Origin of the sequence: Paenibacillus sp. NPDC056579 (assembly GCF_042793215.1) — a bacterium.
Classification (GTDB): domain Bacteria; phylum Bacillota; class Bacilli; order Paenibacillales; family NBRC-103111; genus Paenibacillus_S.
The window spans coordinates 1,425,715-1,449,841 of the sequence record NZ_JBHTVD010000001.1; the positions used below are offsets into that span (position 1 = coordinate 1,425,715).

Genomic DNA, 24,127 nt, shown 5'->3' on the forward strand with positions numbered 1-24,127 from the left:
ATTAGGTTCTCCGTAACCCTTCAAACAGTGAAAAAGAAGGTTACCTGTTGATGCTCCTTACGAGTCAATAGGGTAACCTTCTTTCGCTATCATAGACTTGATATTAATAAGGATCTGCTGCGTGGCTTTTTTTCACCGCGTCTTTTACCGCTTGATTCGCATCTAACGAACCTTGGCCATATTTTGAAATACCCGCATCACGGCCTGGAACTTTGTATTCCGTTTTCATTTGTTCGGCTTCTTTCATTTTCTTTTCGATGCCTTCCTTCACACGTCGACCGTAGTCTTCATCCGCTTGCGTGAAGTGTTCGATCATGGCATCTTGAATACGTTTTTCACATACCGCAAGCGCTTTGGACAGATTTTTGATCAATTCCTCGCGTTCCCAATCCTCAAGTTTACGGTACGTCTCGCCCGCTTGACCGTAGTTGTTCGGACGATCGATAGGTGCACTCATCACCGCCGCATTATAAGAAGGTCTGTGCGGGGGACGATCTTCTTTACTTGCTTCCTCAAAGCCGCCGATCATGGACGGTTCATAGTTAATATGCGGATTTTCTCCAGACTCCCTCGGGTCACGGAAATCCATTTGTCCTCTATGCTGGTTCGAACGAACTGGCACTTTCGGCGCATTCACAGGCAATTTTAAATAGTTGGCCCCAACACGATAGCGCTGCGTATCAGAGTAAGAGAAGGTACGGCCTTGTAGCATTTTATCATCGGAGAAGTCCATTCCATCAACAAGAACTCCTGTACCGAAAGCGGCCTGCTCAATTTCCGCATGGAAATCCACCGGATTGCGATCAAGAACCATTCGACCCACCGGCAGCCATGGAAACTTATCTTCCGGCCAAAGTTTCGTATCATCAAGCGGATCAAAATCGAGTTCCGGATGGTAATCGTCCTCCATGATTTGCACAAAAAGTTCCCATTCCGGAAGATCTCCTCGCTCAATGGCCTCATATAAATCTTGTGTCGCATGACCAACGTTTGTCGCCTGTATGGTGTCAGCCTCTTCTTGGATTAAATTGCGGATCCCTTGCTTCGGTTCCCAGTGATACTTTACCAACACCGCATCGCCTTTGTCATTTACCCACTTATAGGTGTTTACGCCAGACCCCTGCATATGGCGGTATGTTGCGGGAATCCCCCAGGGGGAGAACAAGAATGTAATCATATGCGTAGCCTCAGGTGTACGGGAAACGAAGTCAAACATCCTCTGAGGATTGGATACGTTCGAAGCTGGATCCGCCTTAAATGCATGGATCATATCTGGGAATTTCATCGCATCGCGAATGAAGAAAATTTTCAAATTGTTTCCTACCAGATCCCAGTTACCGTCCTCCGTATACATTTTTACAGCAAAGCCGCGCGGATCTCTTGCAGTCTCCGGCGAATCCTTCGCCCCTGCTACCGTAGAGAACCTGACCATTAACGGCGTTCGCTTTCCGGCCCCGGAGAAGACTTTCGCCCGTGTATATTTCTCTACTGGCTCGTTCCCGACCTTCCCATATGTTTCAAAATATCCAAATGCCCCCGTCCCACGAGCATGGACCACCCGCTCCGGTATTTCTTCCCGATCGAAATGAGAAATTTTTTCAACAAAATGATAATTCTCCAGTGTGGCTGGACCCCGATTACCGACGGTCCTGATATTCTGATTATCCGTTACAGGATGGCCCTGGCGAGTCGTCAATGTTTCGCGATGTACGTCTTTCTGAGTCTTCTCAGTCATAAAATTACCTCCTCCAGTTTTTCTTATTTAGACTACCCTGGTTTGGAAATTTTATGCTGAATGATATAACCCCGACCGCGGCGTAATCCAGAACTCCGACACATGCTTGATTTCAGGATAGGATAACGAGCCGAAACGTTGAAACTAATCAAACGTCTCATTGCGGAGGGAAGTATTTCCCCAGGTCATTACAACCGTAACAGTATGCTTCCTTTCAAAAATGCCAAGCTGCCTATTAAGTTAACGCGGCTGCCGATCCATGCTGGCAGCCGCGTTTTTTAATTAAGCTATCGCACACGTTAGCGGAACATCTTGTACGGCTATTTCTCCAACTCGTAGCGGGCCGCGATAATGCCCGACTTGAGCGTTCGGCTGGACAGCAGCTTGAGCCTGATTTTCTCGCCGCCGCCGTCGAATACCGATTTTCCGCCGCCTAGGACGACCGGACAAATTGTAAGCAGGAATTCGTCGATCAGGCCGAGCTTAAGCAGCGTCTTCGCCGCTCCCGGGCTGCCGAAGATAACGAGATTTTTGCCGGGCTGCTCCTTGAGTACCTTGATTTCCTCTGCGATATTGTCCTTGATCAGCATCGTATTGTTCCATTCCACCTTGTCCATCGTGCCGGAAATGACGATCTTCTTAACATCCTGCAGCCATTTGGCATGCTCCATACTGTGCCTCGACGCATTCGGATTGTCCAGCACCGTAGGCCAGTAGCTCTCCATCATGCGATACGTCGTGCGTCCGTAAACGGGAGCTCCGACTTCGGCTACGATCTCCTCGGCGTATTTCTCTAATTCCTCGTTGTACGGAATCCAATCGAGTCCTCCGTTCGAATCCGACGCATACCCGTCCAGCGACACATGCATGAACAATACGAGTTTTCTCATGTCCGTTTCTCCTCCGATTTCGAATTTATTTTGTTCAATTTTTTTGGCCGTTGGCTCACGTTTCATCCTGCTGTTATGCGTTCATTATAAATCATTACGTTACGTAAGGTTCAAATGGAAATCTGAATTTTTTTGAAGACAACAATGTTGCGCAAAACTATCGTACCCGTTGTTTAATCCTTTGTAGGCTTAGCATTTGGAATATCTGTGTACATTCATAATCTAAATGGAATTACTAGTTAACGGGAAACTCGAAAAATTTAATCAGATGATCGAGTAAAGATTGAGGTTGATTAGTAATATAAGAAGCATGATCTCCAGTCACTACTACTGGTTTGGTTCGAAGCAACTTTGCCATTTCATGGGCGTACTCTGGGCGAATAATATCATTGTCTCCGATGATGAGCAGGACGGGCAGAGTAATTTGCTGAAGCTGCGCCGGTTCCAGAAAATCCTCTTTATTCGACTTATTAGCCATCTGTGCGCCTTTGGCAATAAGCTTGGGCCAGTTTTCAGGATGCGGGGCTACACGCTCGTATTCTTGCTTCATCTGAGATGGAAAAGCTTCGGCTGAAGCATGTTTAAGGCCTTCAACAATATAGGGAAAATAGCCATCCATACTATAAACAGTTGACGCTAGCGCCAGTTTACGTATAAGTTGAGGATTCGATTTTGCTAGTTGCAATGCGACTGTTCCGCCGCCACTGTATCCGAATACATCCGCTCCAGTGATTCCTAATTGTCTCAATAATTCAGCGGTATCTTGGCCCATTTGCGCAAAACTTAAAGGACGGTCAATGTCAGCAGTGTGGCCATGTCCTTGCTGTTCAATCAAAACTACCTGACGATGATGAGTTAACTCTGGCAATATTGGATAGAACATGCTGGCAGTCGCAAACTGGCCATGGAGCAAAAGTAGCGGTTTACCGCTCCCGTGGATTTCAAAGTACATATTGAGTCCATTTACCTTCTTATAACCGCTTTTTCCATCGCTCATGTTCAAGCCTCCTCTGTGTCCTGAAGCGTCTCTGTATTATTCAAATTCAAGATTTCCCTTTGGGATTGTCATTATTACCTCAATAATATGAAACTAAATCTTTCTAAGTTTCTTTTAGATTGCTATCTTTAATGTTTGGCAAGCTGCCGATCAATGCCGACAGCCGCGTCTTAGAGCAGCAAGCCATCGGCTAACTGCTCCTTTTTGCACTTTACTTTTCAAAGTCTATCTTCCCTCTGGGTGTAGGGTGTACAGGGCAAGTTGTTTTTTCGACACATGAGACAACAAAACTTAATATCCTACATTAGCCCATTATTTAAAGGAGAGCTTTGATGGAAAGAAAATTAATGTTTGACTACATTATTGTGGGTACAGGACCCGCAGGAGCGGTAATCGCGAAAACCCTATCCGACGATAAAAAAACATCTGTCCTTGTTTTAGAAGCGGGCGGAAACAACGATAAAGACAAACCAATTAGCGACTCGACGATGGCTTCCGAGCTGGAAGAACAGTTCTTCCCTCAGTATTTTTGGCAAGGAGAAGGTGTCCCGCAAGCGGGGCTGGACGATCGAACGTTTGAATGGACAACAGGACGTCTCTTAGGCGGCGGTTCATCGATTAACGGAGAACAGTACGTGCGCCCAACAGGCAAGGTATTTAAAGAATGGGAAAGGCTGCTCGGGCCTCTCTGGTCTCCTGATCGAGCAGTTCTGCGATTCAAAAGACTTGAAAAATATAATGGGAAAACAAATAATGCCTCTGCACGCGGGTATCGTGGGCGCATTGACATTCGTCAGGCTCCTCTAAATCCGACATCCATGGCAAAAAAATTAGTTACAGCAATCGAGAGAGCTACCGGCTTCCCTGAAATTCTCGATTATAATAACCCGAAAACCACTATTGGCCCCTTTACTCGATGGCAATTATATCAGAAACCAAATGGCAGAAGAGAAAGTTCCTCCACTGCATTTTTGTCTTCGGATGTCTTAGCGTTGAATGGTCGGGGAGTAAATGGTCGTAAATTAAGATTATTAACTAATTCGACCGCTTTACGGGTACTATTTTCTAATAAGCGCGCCCGCGGAGTGGAATGTCTAAGAAATGGTAAGCGCATAACCGCACACGCAAGGAAAAAGGTCATTATTGCAGCAGGTATTAACAGCGCTCAGCTCTTAATGCTATCCGGGATAGGATCTGCAAAAATACTTAAGGAAGCTGGTATTCGCTGCATCTTTCATAATCCAAACGTGGGGAAAAGCTTAAGAAACCACACACTTAATTTTGCAGTATTTCAATCGAATCCGAGCGACAGACCTTTACCTTCAAATGATCCAAATGCCCTTTATGCTGGCGGCGCTTTCCTGCCTGACCCTTTAGAAATAGATAGAAAGCGTCGAGCGGTTCAAATTTTGGGTATTGGTTCTGAGGGTGATACGTTAACGTTAGGTTTGATTTATCTGCGTCCGAAGAGTCGCGGTTCCGTTAGAATCCAAAACAAAGACCCGCTTAAAATTGTGCTCGCAGATGAAGGATTTCTCGATAATCCAATTGATATGGAAGCCGTAAAAAACATTTATAAGATCTATGTAAAGAATATAGCTGCTGAGCTATTCTCCATTGATCCAACATACCGACTCATTTCACCAACTCCTGAAACGATAGATGATGATACCGAACTTGAGCAATTTATCAAAGAAAATTTCGAACACAATCATCACCAACAAAGCTCGCTTCGTATGGCTCCTTTAAAAAATGGAGGGGTTGTTGATCGGCGGGGAAACGTTCACGGTGTAAAAGATTTAATTGTTGCAGATGCTTCAATCATCCCATTTACAGTGGATGGAAATACTTCAGCGGCAGCCTATCTAATCGGATATACGATCGCTAAACAAGTCATATGGATAGATAAAAGGAAACAACGAAGGAAGCTTCGAGAGGGATGCGAAAATAACGAAGAATAAGTATGTTCAGTATTCATAAAGGCACTCTACGCTCAGAGTGCTTTTTTCCGTGTTTTTTCTGGTCTATGGAATTCGTACATTTTTTTAAACAATAGTGATTGGTCCAATTCTCTCTACTACTTTGATCATACGTTATGGTGAACATGACTAAAGGAGGATTTATATGGCACAACAAGTGAAAGTAAGTCCGCAATTTAGAAAACTTTGTATGCAATTTGGCAAAATCTTAGGAGGCGAATCGGAAATTGAAGAAGGTCCGGTTTGTTTTGTGACGCGAATGACGAATTTAAAAGAAACGATCTTAGGAAGAAGAACGCAATCCCCTCTAGTTCAAATGCAAATGTTCTCATTTGAATCGCTAGATAGTTCGGGTCGTGCTCTTTGCTTGGGTGAGACTGCCGTTCATCAAGATCAGGTTAATCGTTTAATAACGAACCTCCGTAAACGCGGGATAAAAGTGACAGCAATTCATAATCACTGGTTAAAAGAAAATCCTCGATTAATGTATATGCACTGGGAAGCAATCATGAATCCAGTCGTCTTTGCGAGAAGAACCAAAGAGTCCATTGCATTCTTGGGTTAATTGCTTTTGAGTTTTGTTCGTATCTTATTATGAAAGGATGATTTCATATGACGGAGCAAGTAAAGGTAAGTCCTGCCTTTAGAAGACTATGTGATCAATTTTCAACCATACTAGGTGGAACCGAGCATGAAATTACCAAAGGTCCGGTTTGTTTTGTTACTAGAAATAGAAGAGTAAACGCAGCTATTTTAGGAAGACGTACAACATCTCCTTTAGTCCGTTATCAGCTGTTTTCGTTTGAATCATTGGACAAGTCGGGGCGCGCACTCTGTTTAGGGGAAACGGCTCTTTTCCAAAACCAAGTAAACCGCTTGCTCTCAAATCTTCGCAATAACGGGATTAAAGTAACAGCGGTTCATAATCACTGGCTGTTCGAAAATCCGCGTCTTATGTATATTCATTGGGAGTCGATTGATAATCCTATTGAATTTGCAAAGAAAGTAAAACGTTCTATCGCTTTTCTGGGTTAGCTAATTATAAAAACCATCGAAATGTTATTTCGATGGTTTTTTAGCTTTTAGGAAGGAAGTCTTATCGCTGTTTGAATGTTCAACTGATCAAGCTTCACCTGCGCTTATGGATTCCAGGGATGATAAAGCCGCACAACGCGACTGCCAAATTCCGAAAGGCTATGAGCATGACACCATTAGCCTACAAAAGCCACGGAATGAAATCCGGATTCTCCTGCGGAATCTTAGCTTCGACGCGCTCACGCCATTGCCTGAGTTTGTCCTGCATAAGCTGTGTCCGTTCTGAAAGCTGTGATGACAAATCGTGCGTCTCGGAGATATCGTTTCTCAAATCATACAGTTCAAGCCGTCCATCTTCAAAGAACTCGATGAGTTTGTAATAGCCCATACGAATGGACGAACCCGGGGTTCCTCCCTGATTGCCGTAATGCGGGTAATGCCAGTATATCGCTTCACGTTCTAACGAGCCTTCTCCCTGCAGCAAAGGAACCAGGCTGCAGCCGTCCACATGCTGCTCGGGAAGCGGTGCTAATCCGGCAATGTCCAGAAGCGTCGGGTACAGATCAGGACTTGTCACCGGAATGTCGCAAACCGTCCCGGGCTTGTTGACACCGGGCCACTTGACGATGAACGGTTCCCGGACACCGCCTTCATACATCCATCCCTTCCCCTCATGCAGCGGACGGTTGCTGGTCGGCGACCCTTCCGCGGTAGATAGGCCGCCGTTATCCGAGGTGAAGATAATCACTGTATTCTCGTCCTGCCCTGTTTCCTTTAACGCTTCGAGCAGCCTCCCGACGTTTGCGTCAAGATTGTGCACCATTGCCGCATAGACCGGGTCGGACTGGACGATTCGCCTCTGCACATGCAAATGCTTTTTATGCTCGCACGGGAACAGTTCCCCTTGCACGACCGACTCAGTTTCGTCCAGTCCCTGTTCTCTCGCTTTCGCTGCAAATCTCCGGCTCAGATCCGGATGCGCCTGGATTGGCGTATGTACCGCATAATGCCATAAGTTCAGGAAGAACGGCGAACCGTCGTTCTGCCGAATGAGCCGGATGGCTTCGTCCGTCAACCGGTCTGTCAAATATTCGCCTTCCGGCCCTTCCTCCAGCGTTTCGATCCCGTATGGGCTGAAGTATCCATTTTTCGGTGCGCCCCAATCGCAGCCCGCGATGTTTACGTCAAATCCGTGTTTGTCGGGATAATACTCACGTCCGCCTAGATGCCACTTGCCCACATGCCATGTACGGTAGCCGCCCTCATTGAGTGCTGTGGCGATCGATTTTTCTTCCAAGGACAGATGGTTGACGTAAGGCGAATCGATCAGCTTGCCCTGCGCCTTTCCTCCGATCCAGTTTGTTACGCCAAGCGTTGCCGGATATTTGCCCGTCATAATACTTGCCCGTGTCGGGGAGCATACCGGGCAGGCGGCGTACGCCTCCGTGAATCGCACTCCTTCGGCGGCCAGCGCGTCCAGATGCGGCGTTTCGTAAAATGTGCTGCCGTAACATCCAAGATCGGTCCAGCCCATATCGTCAATCAAGATAAAAATGATGTTCGGTTTTCTTGCAGAATTCGTCAATGTTAAGCGCTCCCCTCAATAGCAAAAGGAAACCAGCATACCGCCAGCTCCCTGCTCATATTACTTGCTTCTATTAATAAGGACGATCTCCGACAATAGCAACCCGCTCCGCAATGCGGGGGCTTGGATAGTAGTCCGATGCGGCATAATGCTGCGTGGCTCGATTGTCCCAGAATGCGATAGAGTTCGCTTCCCAGCGGAAACGCACCTGGTATTCGGGAATTTGCGCTTGCAGGAATAAATACTGCAGCAGCTTTTCGCTTTCCTCGACGTCCAATCCAACAATGCGCACCGTAAAGTTCGGATTCACGTACAGCGTCTTCCGCCCGGTTTCCGGATGAGTACGTACAACCGGATGCTCGGCTGCGGGAAACTCGATTTGTTTCACAGCAAGTTGATCCTCCGGCAATCTCACGCCGAAGACATGTGTAAAATCATGGATCGCCGTCAGGCTGTCGATGCGCTGTTTCACTTCATCAGGCAAGTTGTCGTAAGCGGCTCCCATGTCTGCCCACAGCGTGTCTCCTCCCGCCTCCGGCACTTCAATGAGCCGAAGCACTGCGCCAAGCGCAGGGTTGAGCCGCCAGCTCACGTCCGAGTGCCAGCTGTTTTCCCTGCCGACGGCATTCTCGTTTTTGGCGAATCGGACGACTTCTTCCGAATCCCCTGCCGGCAGGAACGGGTGAGTTTCCAGCTCGCCCCACAGCTGGGCGAAGGCCCGCTGCTGCTCGCTTGTAATATGCTGATTTCGGAAGAAGATCACTTTCCATTCGAGCAAAGCGCGGTTCAATTCCTTTTGCAGCTCCGGCGTTACCGGACTTCTTAGGTCAACTCCTTCGATTTCCGCGCCGATGATCGGACCGAGCGGCTTAACGGTGAACAGCGTGTACGGCTGCGGCTCTACCCCTTCCGGCAGACGGCGAACGATGCGCGGGCCGCTCTTCAGGCCTCGATCAGGCAGTTGCAAGGGGCGATCCTGACTAGCTACTACTTCACTCATATGAAATTCTCCTCTCAAATAGACGATTATATTATGCCTTTCGGCAGTAAACACACAGTCACACTCTGTTATCTTGCATCCGGTCTATTTGCCGCCGTTTTTCTTGTATTCTTCTGTGACGGCCTTCAAAATCTTGTCTCCGCCGGCTTGACGCCATTTTTGTCCCAATTCGGCAATGCCTTTGTCGACGTCGAGCTTGCCGTTTAACAAATTTACGAAATATTGGTTGAAAACCTCGTTGGCCGCTTTGCCGAACTCGATTTCGGCGTCGGTCTTTTTGTTAACCAGATTCGGCATAATGTATTTGGAAGCTACTTGTACCGAATCGAGCGCTCGTTCGATTCTAGGCTCCGTTTGCGGCAAATAGCTCTCGTCGATCGGCCAGGTGACGTTGCCCCAGGCGATCGGATGCGCCCAGCCGTTCGGGGCAAAGCCGTCTTTTTCACGTTCCGGCTCGTTGTAGTTGAGTTTATCGCCTTGCTTCGTATAGTGGACGCCCTCGATACCTAGCTGAAGCAGTTCGCGCCCTTCCTTGGACAGTAAGAAGTCGATAAATTGCGCCGCCTTTTGCGGGTTTTTCGCACTCTTCGTTACCGAGGTAAACAAGGCGTTTTTCGACTTCGTCGCCATCCCCTGCTTCCCTTCCGGTCCGGTTGGCGGTGCCGTGTAGCCGAGTTTTCCCGATGGAATGACCTGCTGCAGGCTGCCCTCGATTCGGCTCACATGACGGAACAACGGTCCGTCCATAAAGCCCGCCTTGCTTTGGAAAAACTTCTGCTCCTTAGTCGGCCGATCGTATACGATAAATTCCGGATCGATCAGTTTCTCGTCATACCATTTTCTCAAATCGGCCAAGCCTTTCTTGAAAGCGGGGTGCTCAAACTTAGGAATGATATTTCCATTGTCATCCTTGGCATAATCTCCATAAGGCAAGCCATAAGCGTAGAACACAAAATCGAAAGCCGTTAGCGCGTCTCCTGCGTTAGGCTTATTCGTAATAAAGCCATAAGTGTCCGCCTTGCCGTTCCCGTCCGGGTCCTTCTCCACGACCGCCTTGAGTGCGGTATGCAGCTCTTCGAGCGTTTGTGGCGGCTTTAGTCCGAGCTTATCGAGCCAATCCTGCCTAAACTGCAGCGTGTAATTCGACTTCTCCACGCCACTGATGAACGGGTAGCCGTAAAATTTGCCGTCGATGGCCGTCCATTTCAAGTCACCCTCCAGCTTTCCTTTTAACGTCGGCGTATCCTTCAAGTAATCGTTGATCGGCACAATAATGCCTTCCTTGATCCACTGCGATACCGATTCGGACGGATATTGCGTCGTGACGACATCGGGCAAGTCACCGCTCGCGATCGCTACATTGATTTTGTCATATGAAAATTCCGGAACGATTTTCACGGTAAGCTTAATGTTGAGCCGTTTGTTAATTTCCGCTATTATGCGGTCGTTCGGCTGCAGGGGTTTTGCGCCCTGGTCCCCCGTCGTCAAGTACGTCAGCTCGTAAGGCTCGTTCGCGCTGCCCGCCTCGGAGCTCGCCGGCTTATTCGAGCAGCCTGCCGCCAGCAGCAAAGAAGCTGCGCTTGCGCCTGCAATCCATTTGTTCCACGTTCCTTTGTTAGTCCCCATAGTACGTTTCCTCCACCATCACTTTTCATTTTTTTATTGATGTTGATCTGGCTGGTTATTCCTTGATCCCGCCGATCATGACCCCGTTAACGAAATATTTTTGAAAAAAAGGATACACGAGCATAACCGGGATTGTCGCCACCATCACTGTTGCCATCTTAATGGATGGCCCCAGCAGGAACAGGCTGTCTCCGCCGCCGGAATAAGACGATTCGTTCTCAAACAGCATGCTTCGCAGGAACAGCTGCAGCGGCCATAAATTTTTGTCGCTTATAAAGAACACTGCGTTAAAAAATTCGTTCCAGCGCGACACAGCGTAGAACAGCGTAATCGTCGAAATGGCCGGCATGGAAAGCGGAATGACAATTTTGAACAATACGCCCAAGTCATTGCAGCCGTCGATTCGTGCAGCGTCGATCAAGCCGTCGGGCAGCGAAGAAAAAAAGTTTCTCATGATGATCAAATTATAGGTATTGATAGCGCTCGGAATAATTAACGCCCAGACGGTGTTCATCATTCCCAGGTTTTTGACGATAAGGTAGGTCGGAATAATACCTCCGCTGAACATCATTGTAAATACAATGAGAAACATGATGACGCGGTAGCCCTTGAGCTCCTTTCTCGACAGCGCATAGGCGGCCGTGACCGTAAGCAGCATATTGACGGCTGTGCCTACAATCGTTACGAATAGCGTCACGCCGTAGGAGTTCCATAGTTCTTTCATGGAAAACAAGTATTCATACGATCCGAAGGTGAGGTTCTTCGGAATCAGATGGATGCTCGCGTTCAAATATTCATCCAGCGGGATTATCGAAACGATGAGCGTATCCCAGAATGGATAAAGCGTAATGAGTGCCAGCAATGCTAGCAGCACGTAATTGAAGGAGTCAAACAGTTTGCCTGCGGTTCCTGTACGGTGCATATCGCTTCCTCTTTCTTCATTAATATACGCCCTGCTCTCCCATCATCCTTGCTAACCGGTTCGCCAGGATGAGCAGTACGAAATTGATCAACGACTTGAATAATCCGACCGCCGCCGCAATGCTGAACCGTCCTTCGGTCAAACCGATGCGATATACGTACGTATCGATAATATCCGAGACGCTGTAGACGCCGGGGTGATACAGCACGAAAATTTGCTCGAAGCCGGCTTCCATAATGCCGCCGAGGCGCAAGATCAGCAGCAGGATAATCGTACCCCGCATCAGCGGAAGCGTCACGTGCAGCAGCCGCTGCCACCGGTTCGCTCCATCGATCAATGCCGCTTCATACAGCTGGGGATTTATTCCCGCCAATGCCGCCATGTAAATGATCGTGTTCCATCCGAATTCCTTCCAAATCATCGAGAATACGAGCGTGCTGCGAAAATAAGATTCATCACTCATAAAGCCGACGGGTTCACCGCCGAATGCTTTGATGATGTTATTAATGACCCCATTGTCAGTTGATAACAGATTGAGCAACAAGCCTCCGAGAATGACCCATGAAATAAAATGCGGCAGATATATGGCGGTCTGAACCGTCTGCTTGAACAGCCTGGATCGGACTTCATTCAGAAGCAAAGCGACGATAATCGGCGCAGGAAATCCGAAGGTAAGCCGATACAGGCTAATGATGACGGTGTTCTCGATCACCTGCCAAAACTTATCCTGAGAGAACAAGTAGGCGAAATGCTTGAAGCCCGCCCAGTCGCTGCCGAGAATGCCCTTCGTAATGCTGAAGTCTTTGAACGCGACGATCGCGCCGTACATTGGAATGTAGTGAAATATCAAGTAATACACCAGCGCCGGAACCAGCATTAAATATAAATAACGATGGAACCATATGTAACGCCAAAGCTTCTTCTTGCTGCCTATCTCTTGGCTCGGGGTGCGCTTTGCGGTTTCGACCCGATAATTACTGTTGACCATGGACACGCCGTCCATCCCTCCCTTGTAAGTAAAAAGCTTATGCTTTCGCCAGTATGAGGAACAAAAAAAGACACAACATTGGATAGATAATGTCGTGTCTCTGGTTGACCAGTAGACTGTCGGGCATATGAAGTTTGTTAAATACACTTTAATCCTATTTGTTTACTATGAATTTGATAAATGGATCATAGCACCCATACCTCGTTTTTGTCAATGCTATTTTTCAAATTATTGAAGCCCCGCTGAATTACAAAAAAGACCGAAGCTCTTAACTTTTCCGCCTCTAGACTCCGGCAGCCGGTAAATGCTCCGCTCAAATAACTGCCCTTATGCGTAAAACGGCCGCCGATTCATACCGGCAGCCGCGTTTAAATAAATATTTGGTTACAGGATTCCGAGACAACTGCTCTATTACTACTCAATCAACTTTATCGTATAAGGCACTATTCCTTAATCCGTGATAATCGAATAATCCCCTACCACTGAGCTGGTATCATGGTGCTCATAATTGAAAAGACTGGAGCTTGCCGGCATAAGGCGCTTGTTCGAATCTGCAAGGCGACTCGATTACTCGAGGGTCTTGCTGGTGGAACAACTCAGTCATCAATGCTGTTTTCAAAATGTGTTTCACTTCTGCATATTGCGGCTCTTCGGCCACGTTGTGCATATAGTAAGAATCTTTCTTCAAGTCATACAGTTCTTCGATTGGTCTCTTATCAAACGCAAGTTTGAAGAGTGAATTAACCTGATTCTCATTACGATGGTGAATCATCCAAGCTTTGGTTGGGCTTGCGTCCATATCAGCATAGGCTATCCGGGTGTTATTTGTTAGCTCTTCATACGTGGGGGCGACGGCATCGTGCTGATCTAAGCCCTTCGGGTCGCCCATAGGCCACCGATCCGGCTCAAAATTTATTATATAAAGGTAATCTTGTGTTCGAATAGCCCGTTGAGGATAGGGCAGGTCTCCCTCCCGAGCATTGTTAACATGTCTTTCTCGCCCTGTGATAACAAAAGTACGTTTACTGTCAACCTGACCGTTCCGCTCACTAAGCAAAATCTTCATTAAGCTTCGTCCGCTCATGGATTTCGGCACATCAGCTCCTGCCGCCTCCATAAACGTAGGGGCGAGATCCATTAGATTCACGAAGTCCTCGATCACTCGGCCTGCTTGAATATGACCCGGCCAGCGCATAGTCAGTGCGACTTCACATCCAATATTGTACAGGTTACACTTAGCTCTCGGCATCCCTGGAATCCCGTGATCGCCACTCACGACAACAAGTGTGTCATCCAGCTCCCCTATTTCCTCCAAACGCTGAAGAATGACGCCGAGTCCGGCATCAAACGCCTGACACTCGCCGAGGTAGTCGCAGAAGTCCTCCCGCACTTCAGGAACATCCGGCAAAAAAACGGGCATGCGTCCCTGCAAATCATCCGGATTCAGTCCCCATAACGCCTTGCCTGACCCCTGTTCCCAAGTTCGATGAGTATTGGTGGGGCCCCACCAATAACAAAACGGCTTACCTACCGGACGTGAGTCGATAAAGGAATCAAAATTTTTACGAACCTCGTCCAGCAGCTCTCTCTTTGCAGCATCCACGCCGATTTCTATGGCTCGCGCTGTCGCTCGATGGGAAAACTGATTGAAACGATTACCGTACGAAGAGTAAGCCGTACGCAGGCCACCATATGGTGCATTATTTGTTTTGCCTGGTGCCCATACTTTATAGGTGTGCCCGATGTGGTAGCCGGTCTTTTCGAGTTCAAGAGGGTATGAGGGTATTTGCTCATCCCACACTGCTCCAATCAATATCGCTCCCAATCCTGTCTGCCAAAAATACTGGCCTGATAGTATCGAACTGCGGCATGGAGTGCAGCTCGGTGCGGGGACTGAAGCATTCTTAAAAAGCGCGCCTTCTCTAGCAATCCGATCAATATGCGGCGTATGAATTAATCGATTGATAGATTCCGGTCCTTCGTGCTCCGCATAAATGCTAGCATAGCGGCCCCAATCATCCGCAAAAGCAAATACAATATTCAAACGAAATCACCGTCCTTCTAAAGAATGAAAATCGACCGACTGCATTGTAAAAAAGAAAAAAGCATGGAACTGTTCCAGCTCCACGCTTCCGGTTGACCGGCCAGCCTTTTATATCATAACCTTTTTATGGAATAATGTAATTTTTATAAAAATATCACTTAATACCCCATATGTCAACTCCAACTCCTCGGTATTTTCACCCCACACTGCTAGGGCGTATTTATATGCGAGCTGATTAGCCGCCATCCTGCAGGAAGGCTTCCTCGGCTGCGGTTTCTCCGAAACGACAGTTTATGCTGTGGAGAAACTACCTTGAAATTAATCCAACCATGGCCCACAATGTATGTTTCATCGAATCAAAATCAAATAATTCGTAATAAATCCAGTTCACATATTGCTTCAAAGTTCTGTCATTCTGTTGTCTTACTGCTTCGTATTCCCACCATAGCCTCGTTGATTTAACAGGGAATTCTTTGATTCGTGTCAAATGCGGAAAGTAGTGATAGACAATCGCTATTGTCCTGGTGATTCTTTTCAGAGTTTTATGGGAAGCGGCATTTTTTAAAAAAATCGAATAGTCCAATTCATCCTGCAGAACATGAATCATTTGAATCATATCGATAAAGTACTTTAAAGAATCCAAATTATGTCTCCAGCCATGAAGACAAATCAAATAAAACGTATGATATGATGATAATTCCTTGATATGCTTATATGGTTCTAAGGGACGTGCCTCTTCCCAGAATTCATTGATATTTAAATTGGCTGTTCTTTCTTTCAGTAAATCCCAATGGAGCTCAATAGTCAAAGGAATCGGACTGTTAGGCAGAGGTTTACTGTAGCTTATATGAAAATGTGAAGGGATCCTCTCCTGCTCCAATATAAATCCGAGTGATTTTATCCAATTGACTGCCCTTTCAAGATCGGAAGGATGAATTAGCAAATCAATATCCGAGGTTGCTCTTGCCCCCACATGTCCAAAGTATCGTTCGGCCAATAAGACTCCTTTAAGCGGAATGACCTCGATCCCTTGTTCCTCAAAGAGACTCAGGATTTGATGCATTTGGCGCTCAATAAAGAGATTTAAATACAGGGCTTCTGTATAGCTCTGTTCCAACCAAGTTCGAAAGAATAGTGGCGTTTGGTCCAACTGCCCCCGCTTTTTTAACAAATAATAAACTTGTGAACTTATTCCGAAGAAGGCAATATCCTCTTTGGCTTGCTCATAGAAGGCTGAATCGGTCGGCAAGGGTAGCATCGATCGCGGGTCATATAATGCTTGAAGCATCGGAATAATCAAAAGATTGTCGCCCCTTCCTCCGCCAAAAGCGGCATATGATGCAGCTGGCGATACAGTCCATCCTGAGCCATGAGCTCCTTATGGGAGCCGGTTTGGACAATGCTCCCCTTCTCCAAGACGATAATGTTATCGGCATGCTGAACTGTGGTTAATCGATGAGCGATCACAAGTGTAGTACGGCCTTTCATTAATTGCTCCAAGGCTGACTTCACTCGCTGTTCGGTTTCCGTATCCAAAGCGGATGTCGCCTCATCCAACAGCAGAACAGGAGCATCTTTCAGTATGGCACGGGCAATGGTTAATCTTTGCTTTTGTCCTCCGGATAAACGGACTCCTCTTTCCCCAATTTGTGTATCGTAGCCGTCCGGGAGGGATACCACGTAATCATGAATATGGGCATGTACGGCCGCTTGCTTCATTTCCTCGTCCGTTACACCCGGTCGGGCATAGGACAGGTTTTCTCTTATCGTCCCATCGAAAAGAAAGGGATCTTGAGAGACATGAGCGAAGATGCTTCTGAGCTCTGAAGAACTAAGCGATGCCGCCTGGCGATCATCGATCCATATGCTACCTGATTGAGGCTTATAAAACCCTTGAAGCAGGTGAAACAACGTTGTTTTGCCTGCGCCGCTTCGGCCTACGATAGCTGTTACTTTCCCTGCCGGGATCTGCAAATCGAAACGATCGAACAAACGGTGCTGTTCTTCGTAGCCGAATGAAAGATTCTGTAATCGGATGAACTTCATTAACCGTATGGGCGCCAAGTATTCCGGCAGCTCGGTACACTCGACAGGCTGTTCAAAAATCGTAGAAATTCGCTCCATCGCCGATACGGATCTTTGGAAACCGGCCCATAGCCCGGCAAAGCCTGTAAGCGGGTAGACCAAATGGTTGACAAGGTTTAAGTAGGTCAATAATGAACCGACCGACATCGTGCCGTTAGAAATGAAATAGGCACCTAAGCAGAGACTGCTCAGAAAAACAATGGAGCTGACCGCGTACCCTCCCGATTGAAACCATCCCCGCAATTTGGCGTTCTGTAATTCCAGCCCATAAAGTTGATTGTTCTGATCGCCATATTTCTTATAAAATAATCGTTCCATAATGAACGAGCGAACGACAATATGACTCTGGAACGTTTCGTTAAGCAGGCTGCTCATATTCCCGAGTAATTGCTGAATGAGTCTACCGTTGCGGCGGAGAAGAAAACCGAACACTACCCCTGAGGATAGAGCTATAGGGGCTACGAAAATACTAAATAAAGCAATAGTACTGTTCAACTGATACAAATAAATAAATACGGCCAAATAGATGATCGGAAGCTTGACCAACTCGATCAGGCTGCTTCCGATCACACCGTCTAGACTATGAATATCATTAGTGAAACGTGAAATCAGATCTCCCGAACGGTATTTTGTCATGCTGGGTGTGGCTAGCAGCAGAATGTGCTTATATAGTCGAACCTCCAAGTCTCTTTTGACCCCGTTCGTGGCGACCGTTTCTGCAAAAGTATTCAGAAAGGTTATCCCTACACTAACCGTTATTAGCGCTGTTCCCAGAGCAACAAGCCATTTCAACTGATCAAAATCGGTACGTATGGCCGCATCCGTTAGAGCGCCAAAATACCAGGCGAAGACAAGGGTTGAGGTAACATCCAAACAAAAGATGACAAAGAGCACCGAATAGGCTTTCCAACGACGAAGAAGGTACGGCCATAAAAACCGGTACATCCTGATGACGCTGTCCATCGAAAAATAAGGCTTCACTAAACCGATGATGCGAAGTCTGATCTGTTCCATGTAAGGGACACTCCAGTATAAGTGTACGTTTTAAAAGTTCAGTTTCTCCTTATGTCTATGACTGCAGGCGTCCTTTCCGAATCAGATGCACCCTTAATAATCGCGACGACCACGGAAAGAAAAGGATGAGGAAGCTCCACAGATTTGCGGCTAAGCGGGCTGTATAAATCGTTCTCTTTGCTTTCCGAACAAACTCCAACCTTCCTATGATCTGTTCCCGAACTATCGGCTCGTCAAAGCTAATATTCGTATCGCCTTTGAACATGTACAGTGTACGATTACCCTCAGTTAACGTTTTATAATATCGGTGGGCAACGAAGGGACCGGATGGGGCGAGAAATAAAACAACATCACCCCTCTTAAGCATGGAAGTCTCACATGAAACGAACCGGCAAATATCCCCATGCCCAATCAACGGGAACATACTGGTTCCTTCTGCCGGGATGTCAATAAACCCTTTCTCGATGATCACCTTGGTGATCAGACGGAGGCTTCCTTCGTCAGCTTGCATTTTCAATCAGTCCACATTGATACAAGTCGGATAAGAACGCTTCCAAATCCTGTTCGATCGTTTCGTCAACCTGCTTATACCGATTTCGAACGGCGTGCATTAGAGTTTCTATGCTTTGGGCTTCTGTAAAGAGTGACCAACAAAAACCGCCCGTTTCATTTAATTTCGTTACGGTATAGTTATCCGCATCCAAAATGATCCATTCTCCATCCAATTGGATAGCCTCATAATCGTTTTTTCTAACATATTTCGTCATCATGACATCAACTCCCAAAACGTATCGTTTTTTTGAAACCGGAGTTCATAAATCGGTATTGCTTCCGCTAAAATCGCCAGCAGGTTCATAATGGTCCTTGTTTCTTCAGGATCTTGTGTCCAATAAAACACCTTATCCATTAAATGAAGGAGTCCGCTTGACTTTCCCATGCTTGTTCTGGAATTGGTTTGCGACTGCTTCAATAGTTGGATACTTGCTAGCGGGCAATATGCCCCTGCATGAGTAACATCGAGTTCGCTTCGAAAAGGAGAATTATATACCACGATTTCATTAGGCGATATTTTCACCAGGGTGGCTTCATCCGAAAGAAGCTCCCGCGGGGAGGATAATTTGGCGGCGGTGGATTTGCCTGCTCCTGAATGACCGGCAAATATATGTGCTTTGCCTTGTTCAACTACGCAAGAGGAGTGAATGATCAGTCCCCATTGACGGCGAACTAGGAAGGAACTGAATAAATTCATCAATGCATGCTTTAAAGCCAATTCATTATGTACTGAAACCTTGGCATGATGATAATCCAAATCCGTCTCTATCAAATAATCAGCTCTATGAAAGGAAATGTTACTCGTAGTTTTAACTATCTCTACGTTATAATCAACAAAAGGAACCCCATACCCTTCAATAAGATGAATAAAAAGATCGGGTTTAGCCTTAGCCAGAACATTGGCTGGAAAGTTCCTTTGAATCCAGGTCATCAACGAATCTGATTGACATACTATTTGAATATCATATTCGCCAATTGTTGTAAGGATGGGCTCCATTCGTTCACCCCTCGGGGTTTAATTGATTGAAATTAAAGGTCAATGGCGCTTCCCTTCCATTGACCTCTTTGAAACATTTGCTTCCCCTATCCCTTACCGTTTCCCTTACCGTTCCCGCCACCATTTCCGTTATGTGGCCCACTGTATGGAGGGTTGGGATAATTGATACCACCATTCCCTGTACCAGGGTGATCGAGGTTACCGCGGCCTTTATTCCAGCTTTGAGCTGTTTCAAAACGAATAGGCTGGTGATTCAGGACTTTAGGACTTTCATACTCTTTCATTTCGTATGATTCTTTTGTCATAGGAATCCCTCCATCAAGTAGTAAAGTTGGACCGCATGTTCATTATAACGAACAAAGTAGTACATTGTAAAGATCCGATAATTATTATTGCAAGGTTCCAATCATCCCATTGTTTTGATGTTTTTGTATTCCAACCAACACATAGGATCTTGAATTGTGCTTCGTTAAAATGCGCTGTCAAATGTACGTTCCATTGAATCGACCTCTTTAGAAACCGCGAAGAAGACATATTGCTCCTTCGTCTTTAACAAATGATTTTCGACCAGAAAATATTCATCCGGGCGATAGTCCTTGAATTTCATTTTTTGTTCTTCGATTCGCTGCTTAATCTTCTTTTTGACGCTTTCTACCTGACTCTCTTCCTTCAGCTTGATGACGGCCAATTCGTCAGCTTTTACATTCGATGTAGACGTATAGAGAATAAAATCATCAACACTGTCAGCATCAATCTTATACAATTTCTGCAGCTTATTCAGATCTCCCTTTTTCATTTCTTTTAAGTTCACTACCTGTTCGATACTTTTTCCGATTTGAGTGGCTGACAGTTGTTCCGAAGTTTTGTCATCCTTGCCCGAGCATCCGGACATAGCACTAATCATAACGACTAATGCAAGTATAACGGGGTAAAAGCTTCTTTTACCTCTCCAGTATTTTTTCATTTTATCACTCCGTTAAATTTTGTATGGATGGGTCTTCAAAAAAAGTATTCGCATTATAAAGCAATAGCATGTCCTGGATCCCCTGTTCTTCCACGAACGACGCCAAATCTTCCTCATAATACCGAAGGTCAACCACATCAATTTCGCTAAAGTGCTTTAATAAGAAAGGGATGAAGCTGTTAGCGTATGAATCTTTGACCACCAGCAGGTTTTTACCGCTCGGATTAGCCGTTTTAATTTGGATTAATGCATGGTTACCGTTAAGAAACACCGCATATTTATCCTTCCTTTGCAGCTGCTCCGTCGTATACAATGAATCCGTGGTCTTCTCTTCATCGAAATATGTTACAGTATATTTCTCTTGATCCTTTGGCAAATAAAGCTCCAAACGATCGGGCTGTATATGTCTGAAACCGCTTTTCGAATAAAGTGAGCCATAAAACTCATCAGTTACTTGCTGGATAGTAAACTCTTCCTCATTTTGTGGTGTCAGCCCCATTTGCCTGCAAAGCTCCAGGTAGGCTGCATATGCACCTAGGGTTGTCCAATGATGATCGGTCTTATAAAAAATAGGTTGATCTCGCTCAGTATATAAACTTGGAAAAACATCGATATAACGTATATTGGGATGCAGCAATTGCTGTACTTTTTTCATGTATGCTACTTGATCGCCGATGATAGCATATTTCGGGAGCTTGTCTTTATATAGAGCTGCTGCCGTTGGTACCAGCATCACATTTTTTTTCATTTCCGGCGTGGCCCGGTCAAACGCATGAATGGCATCAAGCTTCTCCTTCAAATTCTCTTCCGCCGGGGGGATAAAATCCTGAATTAGATACCCGTTTGTTCCCAGATAAATTCCATTGCTTTTCTTTTTTCCCATTAGCTGATCCGTATCGGTTTTTGCTCCAATCCAAAAGTCTCTGAAAACAAATTGGTCAGACACATATTTCTCGAAATCAGCCGTGAAACCCCCTGACAGCAATGCTTTCAGCGAGAAATGCGGCAGCTGATTCAGCATCCGGTTCTCCGACTCCGAAAATGAACGATCCGATGCCAAAAGATTAAGAACTGCGATTACGCCTATATACAGGAGCAACAATAAGGACAACAATTTACTTGTGAGTTGTGTTTCATTTTCCATGGCTGTCCCCTTTAAAATCGAAAGTATAAAAACGGATTATAGGTCTCATTAACTAGATAAGCCGTGGACAGGACCATGAATAGAAAATAGATAAGTGGAACAGTAATCACGCCGGCAGTTCTCCATTTTCCCATTATGCAGGTTAACATCTTTTTCGGAAGCGGAGTTGCACAGATTGCCAGTACGACAAACAATACAACATTCGTAGACAAATCATAGAGCGCCTGCTGATCCACAATACCTTGCCCGCCGAAACCGAACATCACGCCGATGAAACGCCACGCGGAAGCCAAATGCTCCATTTCAAACAATACCCAGCCGATCATAACGACCAGAAGCGTGTAGACATGACAGACAATAGCGGGTCTCCGTCCAAGACTTTGCAAAAGAAATAGTTTCTCGATGAGCACAAAGAAACCGAAATACAAGCCCCACACAATAAAATTCCAGCTGGCTCCATGCCATAAGCCGGTTAAAAACCATACGACCAGTAAATTCCGGAGCTGCTTCATGAGCCCTGACCTATTACCCCCAAGCGGTATATATACGTACTCTCGAAACCAGCTACCGAGCGAAATATGCCATCTGCGCCAAAATTCTGTTACACTTTTAGAGATGTAGGGATAACGAAAGTTATCCATGAAATCAAATCCGAACATTTTGCCTAGTCCACGTGCCATATCAGAGTAACCGCTGAAATCAAAATAAATTTGTAGTGTAAATGCGGTAATGCCAAGCCAGGCTGATAATAGGCTCAACTCCTCGATCGGCGTCGCTTTAACACTAGTCCACAATAATCCGATATTGTTGGCCAACAGCACTTTTTTAGCAAGACCTCTGCTGAACAGCCCCGCCCCTTCGCCAAAACGGTCCAGCGATACCTTACGGGAAACAAGCTGTCCCGCGATATCGTCGTATTTGACAATGGGACCGGCAACAAGCTGCGGAAACATCGTTACGTATGCCCCAAAAGAGATGATATTCCTCTGCACCGGTACTTTATCCAAGTAAACGTCAACGACATAAGACATCGTTTGAAAGGTATAAAAGGATATGCCCACAGGCAGCGGCAGATCAGCCGCTTGGATATTCATATGAAACAACTGATTGATGTTGACCACGACAAAATCGGCATATTTGAAAAACCCGAGAATTCCCATACTGCCGGCCATCGAACCGATAAATACAGCTCTGGCGATCAGCTTCCGATGCCTATACTTGTCAATCAGCAGCCCGTTGAAATAATCGAAGACAGTAGAGAATATCATGATGAAAATGTATAGCGGCTCGCCCCATGCATAAAAGATTAGGCTGACGACAAGCAGGATAGCATTTCGAAGCTTCATCGGAGATACGTAATAGATCAGTATGGTAACCGGCAGAAATAGGAACAGAAATATAAGACTGCTAAAGACCAATAGTTACACCCCCTCTTGGCTGACCCATTTATAAGCTATTGCACTTGATCTTTCAGCAGTTCCAGCATTCTTGTGTAAAACTTCGGTTTAAAATGAATGCCGTCCGAGTCGTACAAATCATCTGAGCCGTTTGAAAATATTGGGGACAATTCAACAAATCCAATGTTCTTCTCCTTCGCCAGCTCTTTTAAACCTTGGTTATAATCCTTGATATTTTTGTATCTGGGTTCTTGTTTTTCCGCTTCCGCCGTTACCGGGGTTACCGTTAAAACCGTAATTTTTGCTTGTGGAAGTTTTTCCTTGATCGTACCAATCAGCTTCGCATAGTTTTTCATGGAATATTCTTTGGGATTATCCGTAGGCCATAAAATGTCATCCGAACCCAATTGGATAAATATATGTTCCGGGTGCCGCTTGATCAACTCATCAATATCTTGAAGTGCAAACTCCGCCGTTTTTCCTGCGCCTGCCAGAACATTTCCCGCTTTAAGCACATCATGAAAAGATAAACCCTCCGTAATAGAATCCCCCAAAAATACGCTGTTCTGAAAGAGTGCCTGATACGCAGTTTTTACTGAACCTTTAGATTCCGTTGTCTTTTCTTGGTTTTGAAGGGCCGATTGCTGCAGATTCAAGCTTTTGGATTCGTTTCCGCATGCTGCACAGGCAAGTGTAATACTCCCAAGGAGTAGTGTTGCAACGATTTTTTTCATATTCATGTTCCTCTCATTATTTTAAATATAGAGCTTCTTTAATTCCGTCAAGAATCCCATTTCGATTAGAAGCGCTGGCATGCTCGAAATCCTTCAAGACGAAGAAATCTTCGGCTGGCTTTATGGTCGCTTGTTGTCCCTTTCCCGAAAACAAGGTGATTCAGCAGAACGATCACCAGCACAGACAAATGGATGATTATAATCGAGCGGCCTTTCTTCATACGTTCTCTCCTCCTCCTGAAAAAGTGTAATTGCTGGAGATAAAGATAAGATGCAGATGATATCAAATTGTCGTATAGAATTAATATTAGGCTGCATACCAACAGAAAGGAGCTGTTCTTGGAAGGTTCGAAAAAGACCTTCAAAGATAGCTCCCTGTTCCAAGAATGCTGCAGTGCTAATGTCTACAAGCAATGATCTTTCTGAAAAATCAAGTGAA

Annotated in this window: 22 protein-coding genes; 3 read left to right on the forward strand and 19 right to left on the reverse strand. The window is 45.8% G+C overall.

The window, feature by feature from the left end; genetic code table 11:
* Positions 1–103: 103 nt before the first annotated feature.
* The 3 genes from ACFQ88_RS06445 to ACFQ88_RS06455 form a co-directional block, all read right to left on the reverse strand.
* Positions 104–1,735: a catalase gene (locus tag ACFQ88_RS06445; RefSeq protein WP_379453051.1), complete on the reverse strand. Its 1,632-nt coding sequence runs from the start codon at positions 1,733–1,735 to the stop codon at positions 104–106.
* A 320-nt stretch (positions 1,736–2,055) separates the two neighbouring features.
* Complete coding sequence (locus ACFQ88_RS06450; RefSeq protein WP_379453053.1) at positions 2,056–2,625, reverse strand: dihydrofolate reductase family protein; 570 nt, start codon at positions 2,623–2,625, stop codon at positions 2,056–2,058.
* 235 nt (positions 2,626–2,860) lie between these two features.
* The gene (locus ACFQ88_RS06455) at positions 2,861–3,622 is read right to left on the reverse strand and encodes an alpha/beta fold hydrolase (protein ID WP_379453055.1); all 762 of its coding nucleotides are present in this window, start codon (positions 3,620–3,622) and stop codon (positions 2,861–2,863) included.
* A 332-nt stretch (positions 3,623–3,954) separates the two neighbouring features.
* Here ACFQ88_RS06455 and ACFQ88_RS06460 point away from each other — a divergent pair, with 332 nt between their 5' ends.
* The 3 genes from ACFQ88_RS06460 to ACFQ88_RS06470 all read left to right on the forward strand — a co-directional run bounded on the left by ACFQ88_RS06460 (position 3,955) and on the right by ACFQ88_RS06470 (position 6,636).
* Positions 3,955–5,583 carry a GMC family oxidoreductase gene (locus ACFQ88_RS06460; protein WP_379453057.1) on the forward strand — a complete coding sequence of 543 codons (1,629 nt, stop codon included), beginning with the start codon at positions 3,955–3,957 and terminating at the stop codon, positions 5,581–5,583.
* 163 nt (positions 5,584–5,746) lie between these two features.
* Complete coding sequence (locus tag ACFQ88_RS06465; protein ID WP_239624696.1) at positions 5,747–6,166, forward strand: DUF1259 domain-containing protein; 420 nt, start codon at positions 5,747–5,749, stop codon at positions 6,164–6,166.
* A 47-nt stretch (positions 6,167–6,213) separates the two neighbouring features.
* Entirely contained in the window at positions 6,214–6,636 is a 423-nt protein-coding gene (locus ACFQ88_RS06470; RefSeq protein WP_239624698.1) for a DUF1259 domain-containing protein, read from the forward strand.
* Between the two features lie 181 nt (positions 6,637–6,817).
* Here the strand turns inward: ACFQ88_RS06470 and ACFQ88_RS06475 are convergent, their stop codons facing one another.
* The 16 genes from ACFQ88_RS06475 to ACFQ88_RS06550 all read right to left on the reverse strand — a co-directional run bounded on the left by ACFQ88_RS06475 (position 6,818) and on the right by ACFQ88_RS06550 (position 23,909).
* Positions 6,818–8,221, reverse strand: coding sequence for a sulfatase (locus ACFQ88_RS06475; RefSeq protein ID WP_239624701.1), 1,404 nt, complete (start codon positions 8,219–8,221; stop codon positions 6,818–6,820).
* 73 nt (positions 8,222–8,294) lie between these two features.
* Positions 8,295–9,221: a TauD/TfdA dioxygenase family protein gene (locus tag ACFQ88_RS06480; protein WP_379453060.1), complete on the reverse strand. Its 927-nt coding sequence runs from the start codon at positions 9,219–9,221 to the stop codon at positions 8,295–8,297.
* A gap of 84 nt (positions 9,222–9,305) precedes the next feature.
* On the reverse strand, positions 9,306–10,847 hold the full coding sequence (locus ACFQ88_RS06485) for an extracellular solute-binding protein (RefSeq protein ID WP_239624706.1): 1,542 nt from the start codon (positions 10,845–10,847) through the stop codon (positions 9,306–9,308).
* Positions 10,848–10,902: 55 nt separating this feature from the next.
* A complete protein-coding gene (locus ACFQ88_RS06490) occupies positions 10,903–11,769 on the reverse strand; it encodes a carbohydrate ABC transporter permease (RefSeq protein ID WP_239624709.1) in 867 nt (288 codons plus the stop codon).
* 19 nt (positions 11,770–11,788) lie between these two features.
* A complete protein-coding gene (locus tag ACFQ88_RS06495) occupies positions 11,789–12,757 on the reverse strand; it encodes an ABC transporter permease (RefSeq protein ID WP_345774072.1) in 969 nt (322 codons plus the stop codon).
* A 502-nt stretch (positions 12,758–13,259) separates the two neighbouring features.
* Positions 13,260–14,801 (reverse strand): sulfatase family protein, encoded by a 1,542-nt coding sequence (locus ACFQ88_RS06500; protein ID WP_379453063.1) that lies wholly within the window; start codon positions 14,799–14,801, stop codon positions 13,260–13,262.
* Between the two features lie 307 nt (positions 14,802–15,108).
* The gene (locus ACFQ88_RS06505; RefSeq protein WP_379453065.1) at positions 15,109–16,101 is read right to left on the reverse strand and encodes a nucleotidyltransferase domain-containing protein; all 993 of its coding nucleotides are present in this window, start codon (positions 16,099–16,101) and stop codon (positions 15,109–15,111) included.
* Positions 16,098–17,900: an ABC transporter ATP-binding protein gene (locus ACFQ88_RS06510; RefSeq protein WP_379453067.1), complete on the reverse strand. Its 1,803-nt coding sequence runs from the start codon at positions 17,898–17,900 to the stop codon at positions 16,098–16,100. The genes ACFQ88_RS06505 and ACFQ88_RS06510 overlap by 4 nt, the downstream gene beginning before the upstream one ends.
* Before the next feature lie 500 nt (positions 17,901–18,400).
* Entirely contained in the window at positions 18,401–18,670 is a 270-nt protein-coding gene (locus ACFQ88_RS06515) for a PqqD family protein (RefSeq protein ID WP_379453069.1), read from the reverse strand.
* Positions 18,667–19,449 carry a hypothetical protein gene (locus ACFQ88_RS06520; RefSeq protein WP_379453071.1) on the reverse strand — a complete coding sequence of 261 codons (783 nt, stop codon included), beginning with the start codon at positions 19,447–19,449 and terminating at the stop codon, positions 18,667–18,669. The genes ACFQ88_RS06515 and ACFQ88_RS06520 overlap by 4 nt, the downstream gene beginning before the upstream one ends.
* Positions 19,450–19,535: 86 nt before the next feature.
* Positions 19,536–19,754, reverse strand: a complete 219-nt coding sequence (locus tag ACFQ88_RS06525) for a hypothetical protein (protein ID WP_239624731.1) — start codon at positions 19,752–19,754, stop codon at positions 19,536–19,538.
* 164 nt (positions 19,755–19,918) lie between these two features.
* Positions 19,919–20,413, reverse strand: a complete 495-nt coding sequence (locus ACFQ88_RS06530) for a DUF4358 domain-containing protein (RefSeq protein WP_379453073.1) — start codon at positions 20,411–20,413, stop codon at positions 19,919–19,921.
* 4 nt (positions 20,414–20,417) lie between these two features.
* Entirely contained in the window at positions 20,418–21,557 is a 1,140-nt protein-coding gene (locus ACFQ88_RS06535; RefSeq protein ID WP_379453075.1) for a DHHW family protein, read from the reverse strand.
* An 11-nt stretch (positions 21,558–21,568) separates the two neighbouring features.
* A complete protein-coding gene (locus ACFQ88_RS06540) occupies positions 21,569–22,975 on the reverse strand; it encodes an MBOAT family O-acyltransferase (protein ID WP_379453077.1) in 1,407 nt (468 codons plus the stop codon).
* Between the two features lie 35 nt (positions 22,976–23,010).
* A complete protein-coding gene (locus ACFQ88_RS06545) occupies positions 23,011–23,688 on the reverse strand; it encodes a GDSL-type esterase/lipase family protein (protein ID WP_379453079.1) in 678 nt (225 codons plus the stop codon).
* A gap of 65 nt (positions 23,689–23,753) precedes the next feature.
* Positions 23,754–23,909, reverse strand: coding sequence for a hypothetical protein (locus tag ACFQ88_RS06550; protein ID WP_379453081.1), 156 nt, complete (start codon positions 23,907–23,909; stop codon positions 23,754–23,756).
* Positions 23,910–24,127: the final 218 nt, after the last annotated feature.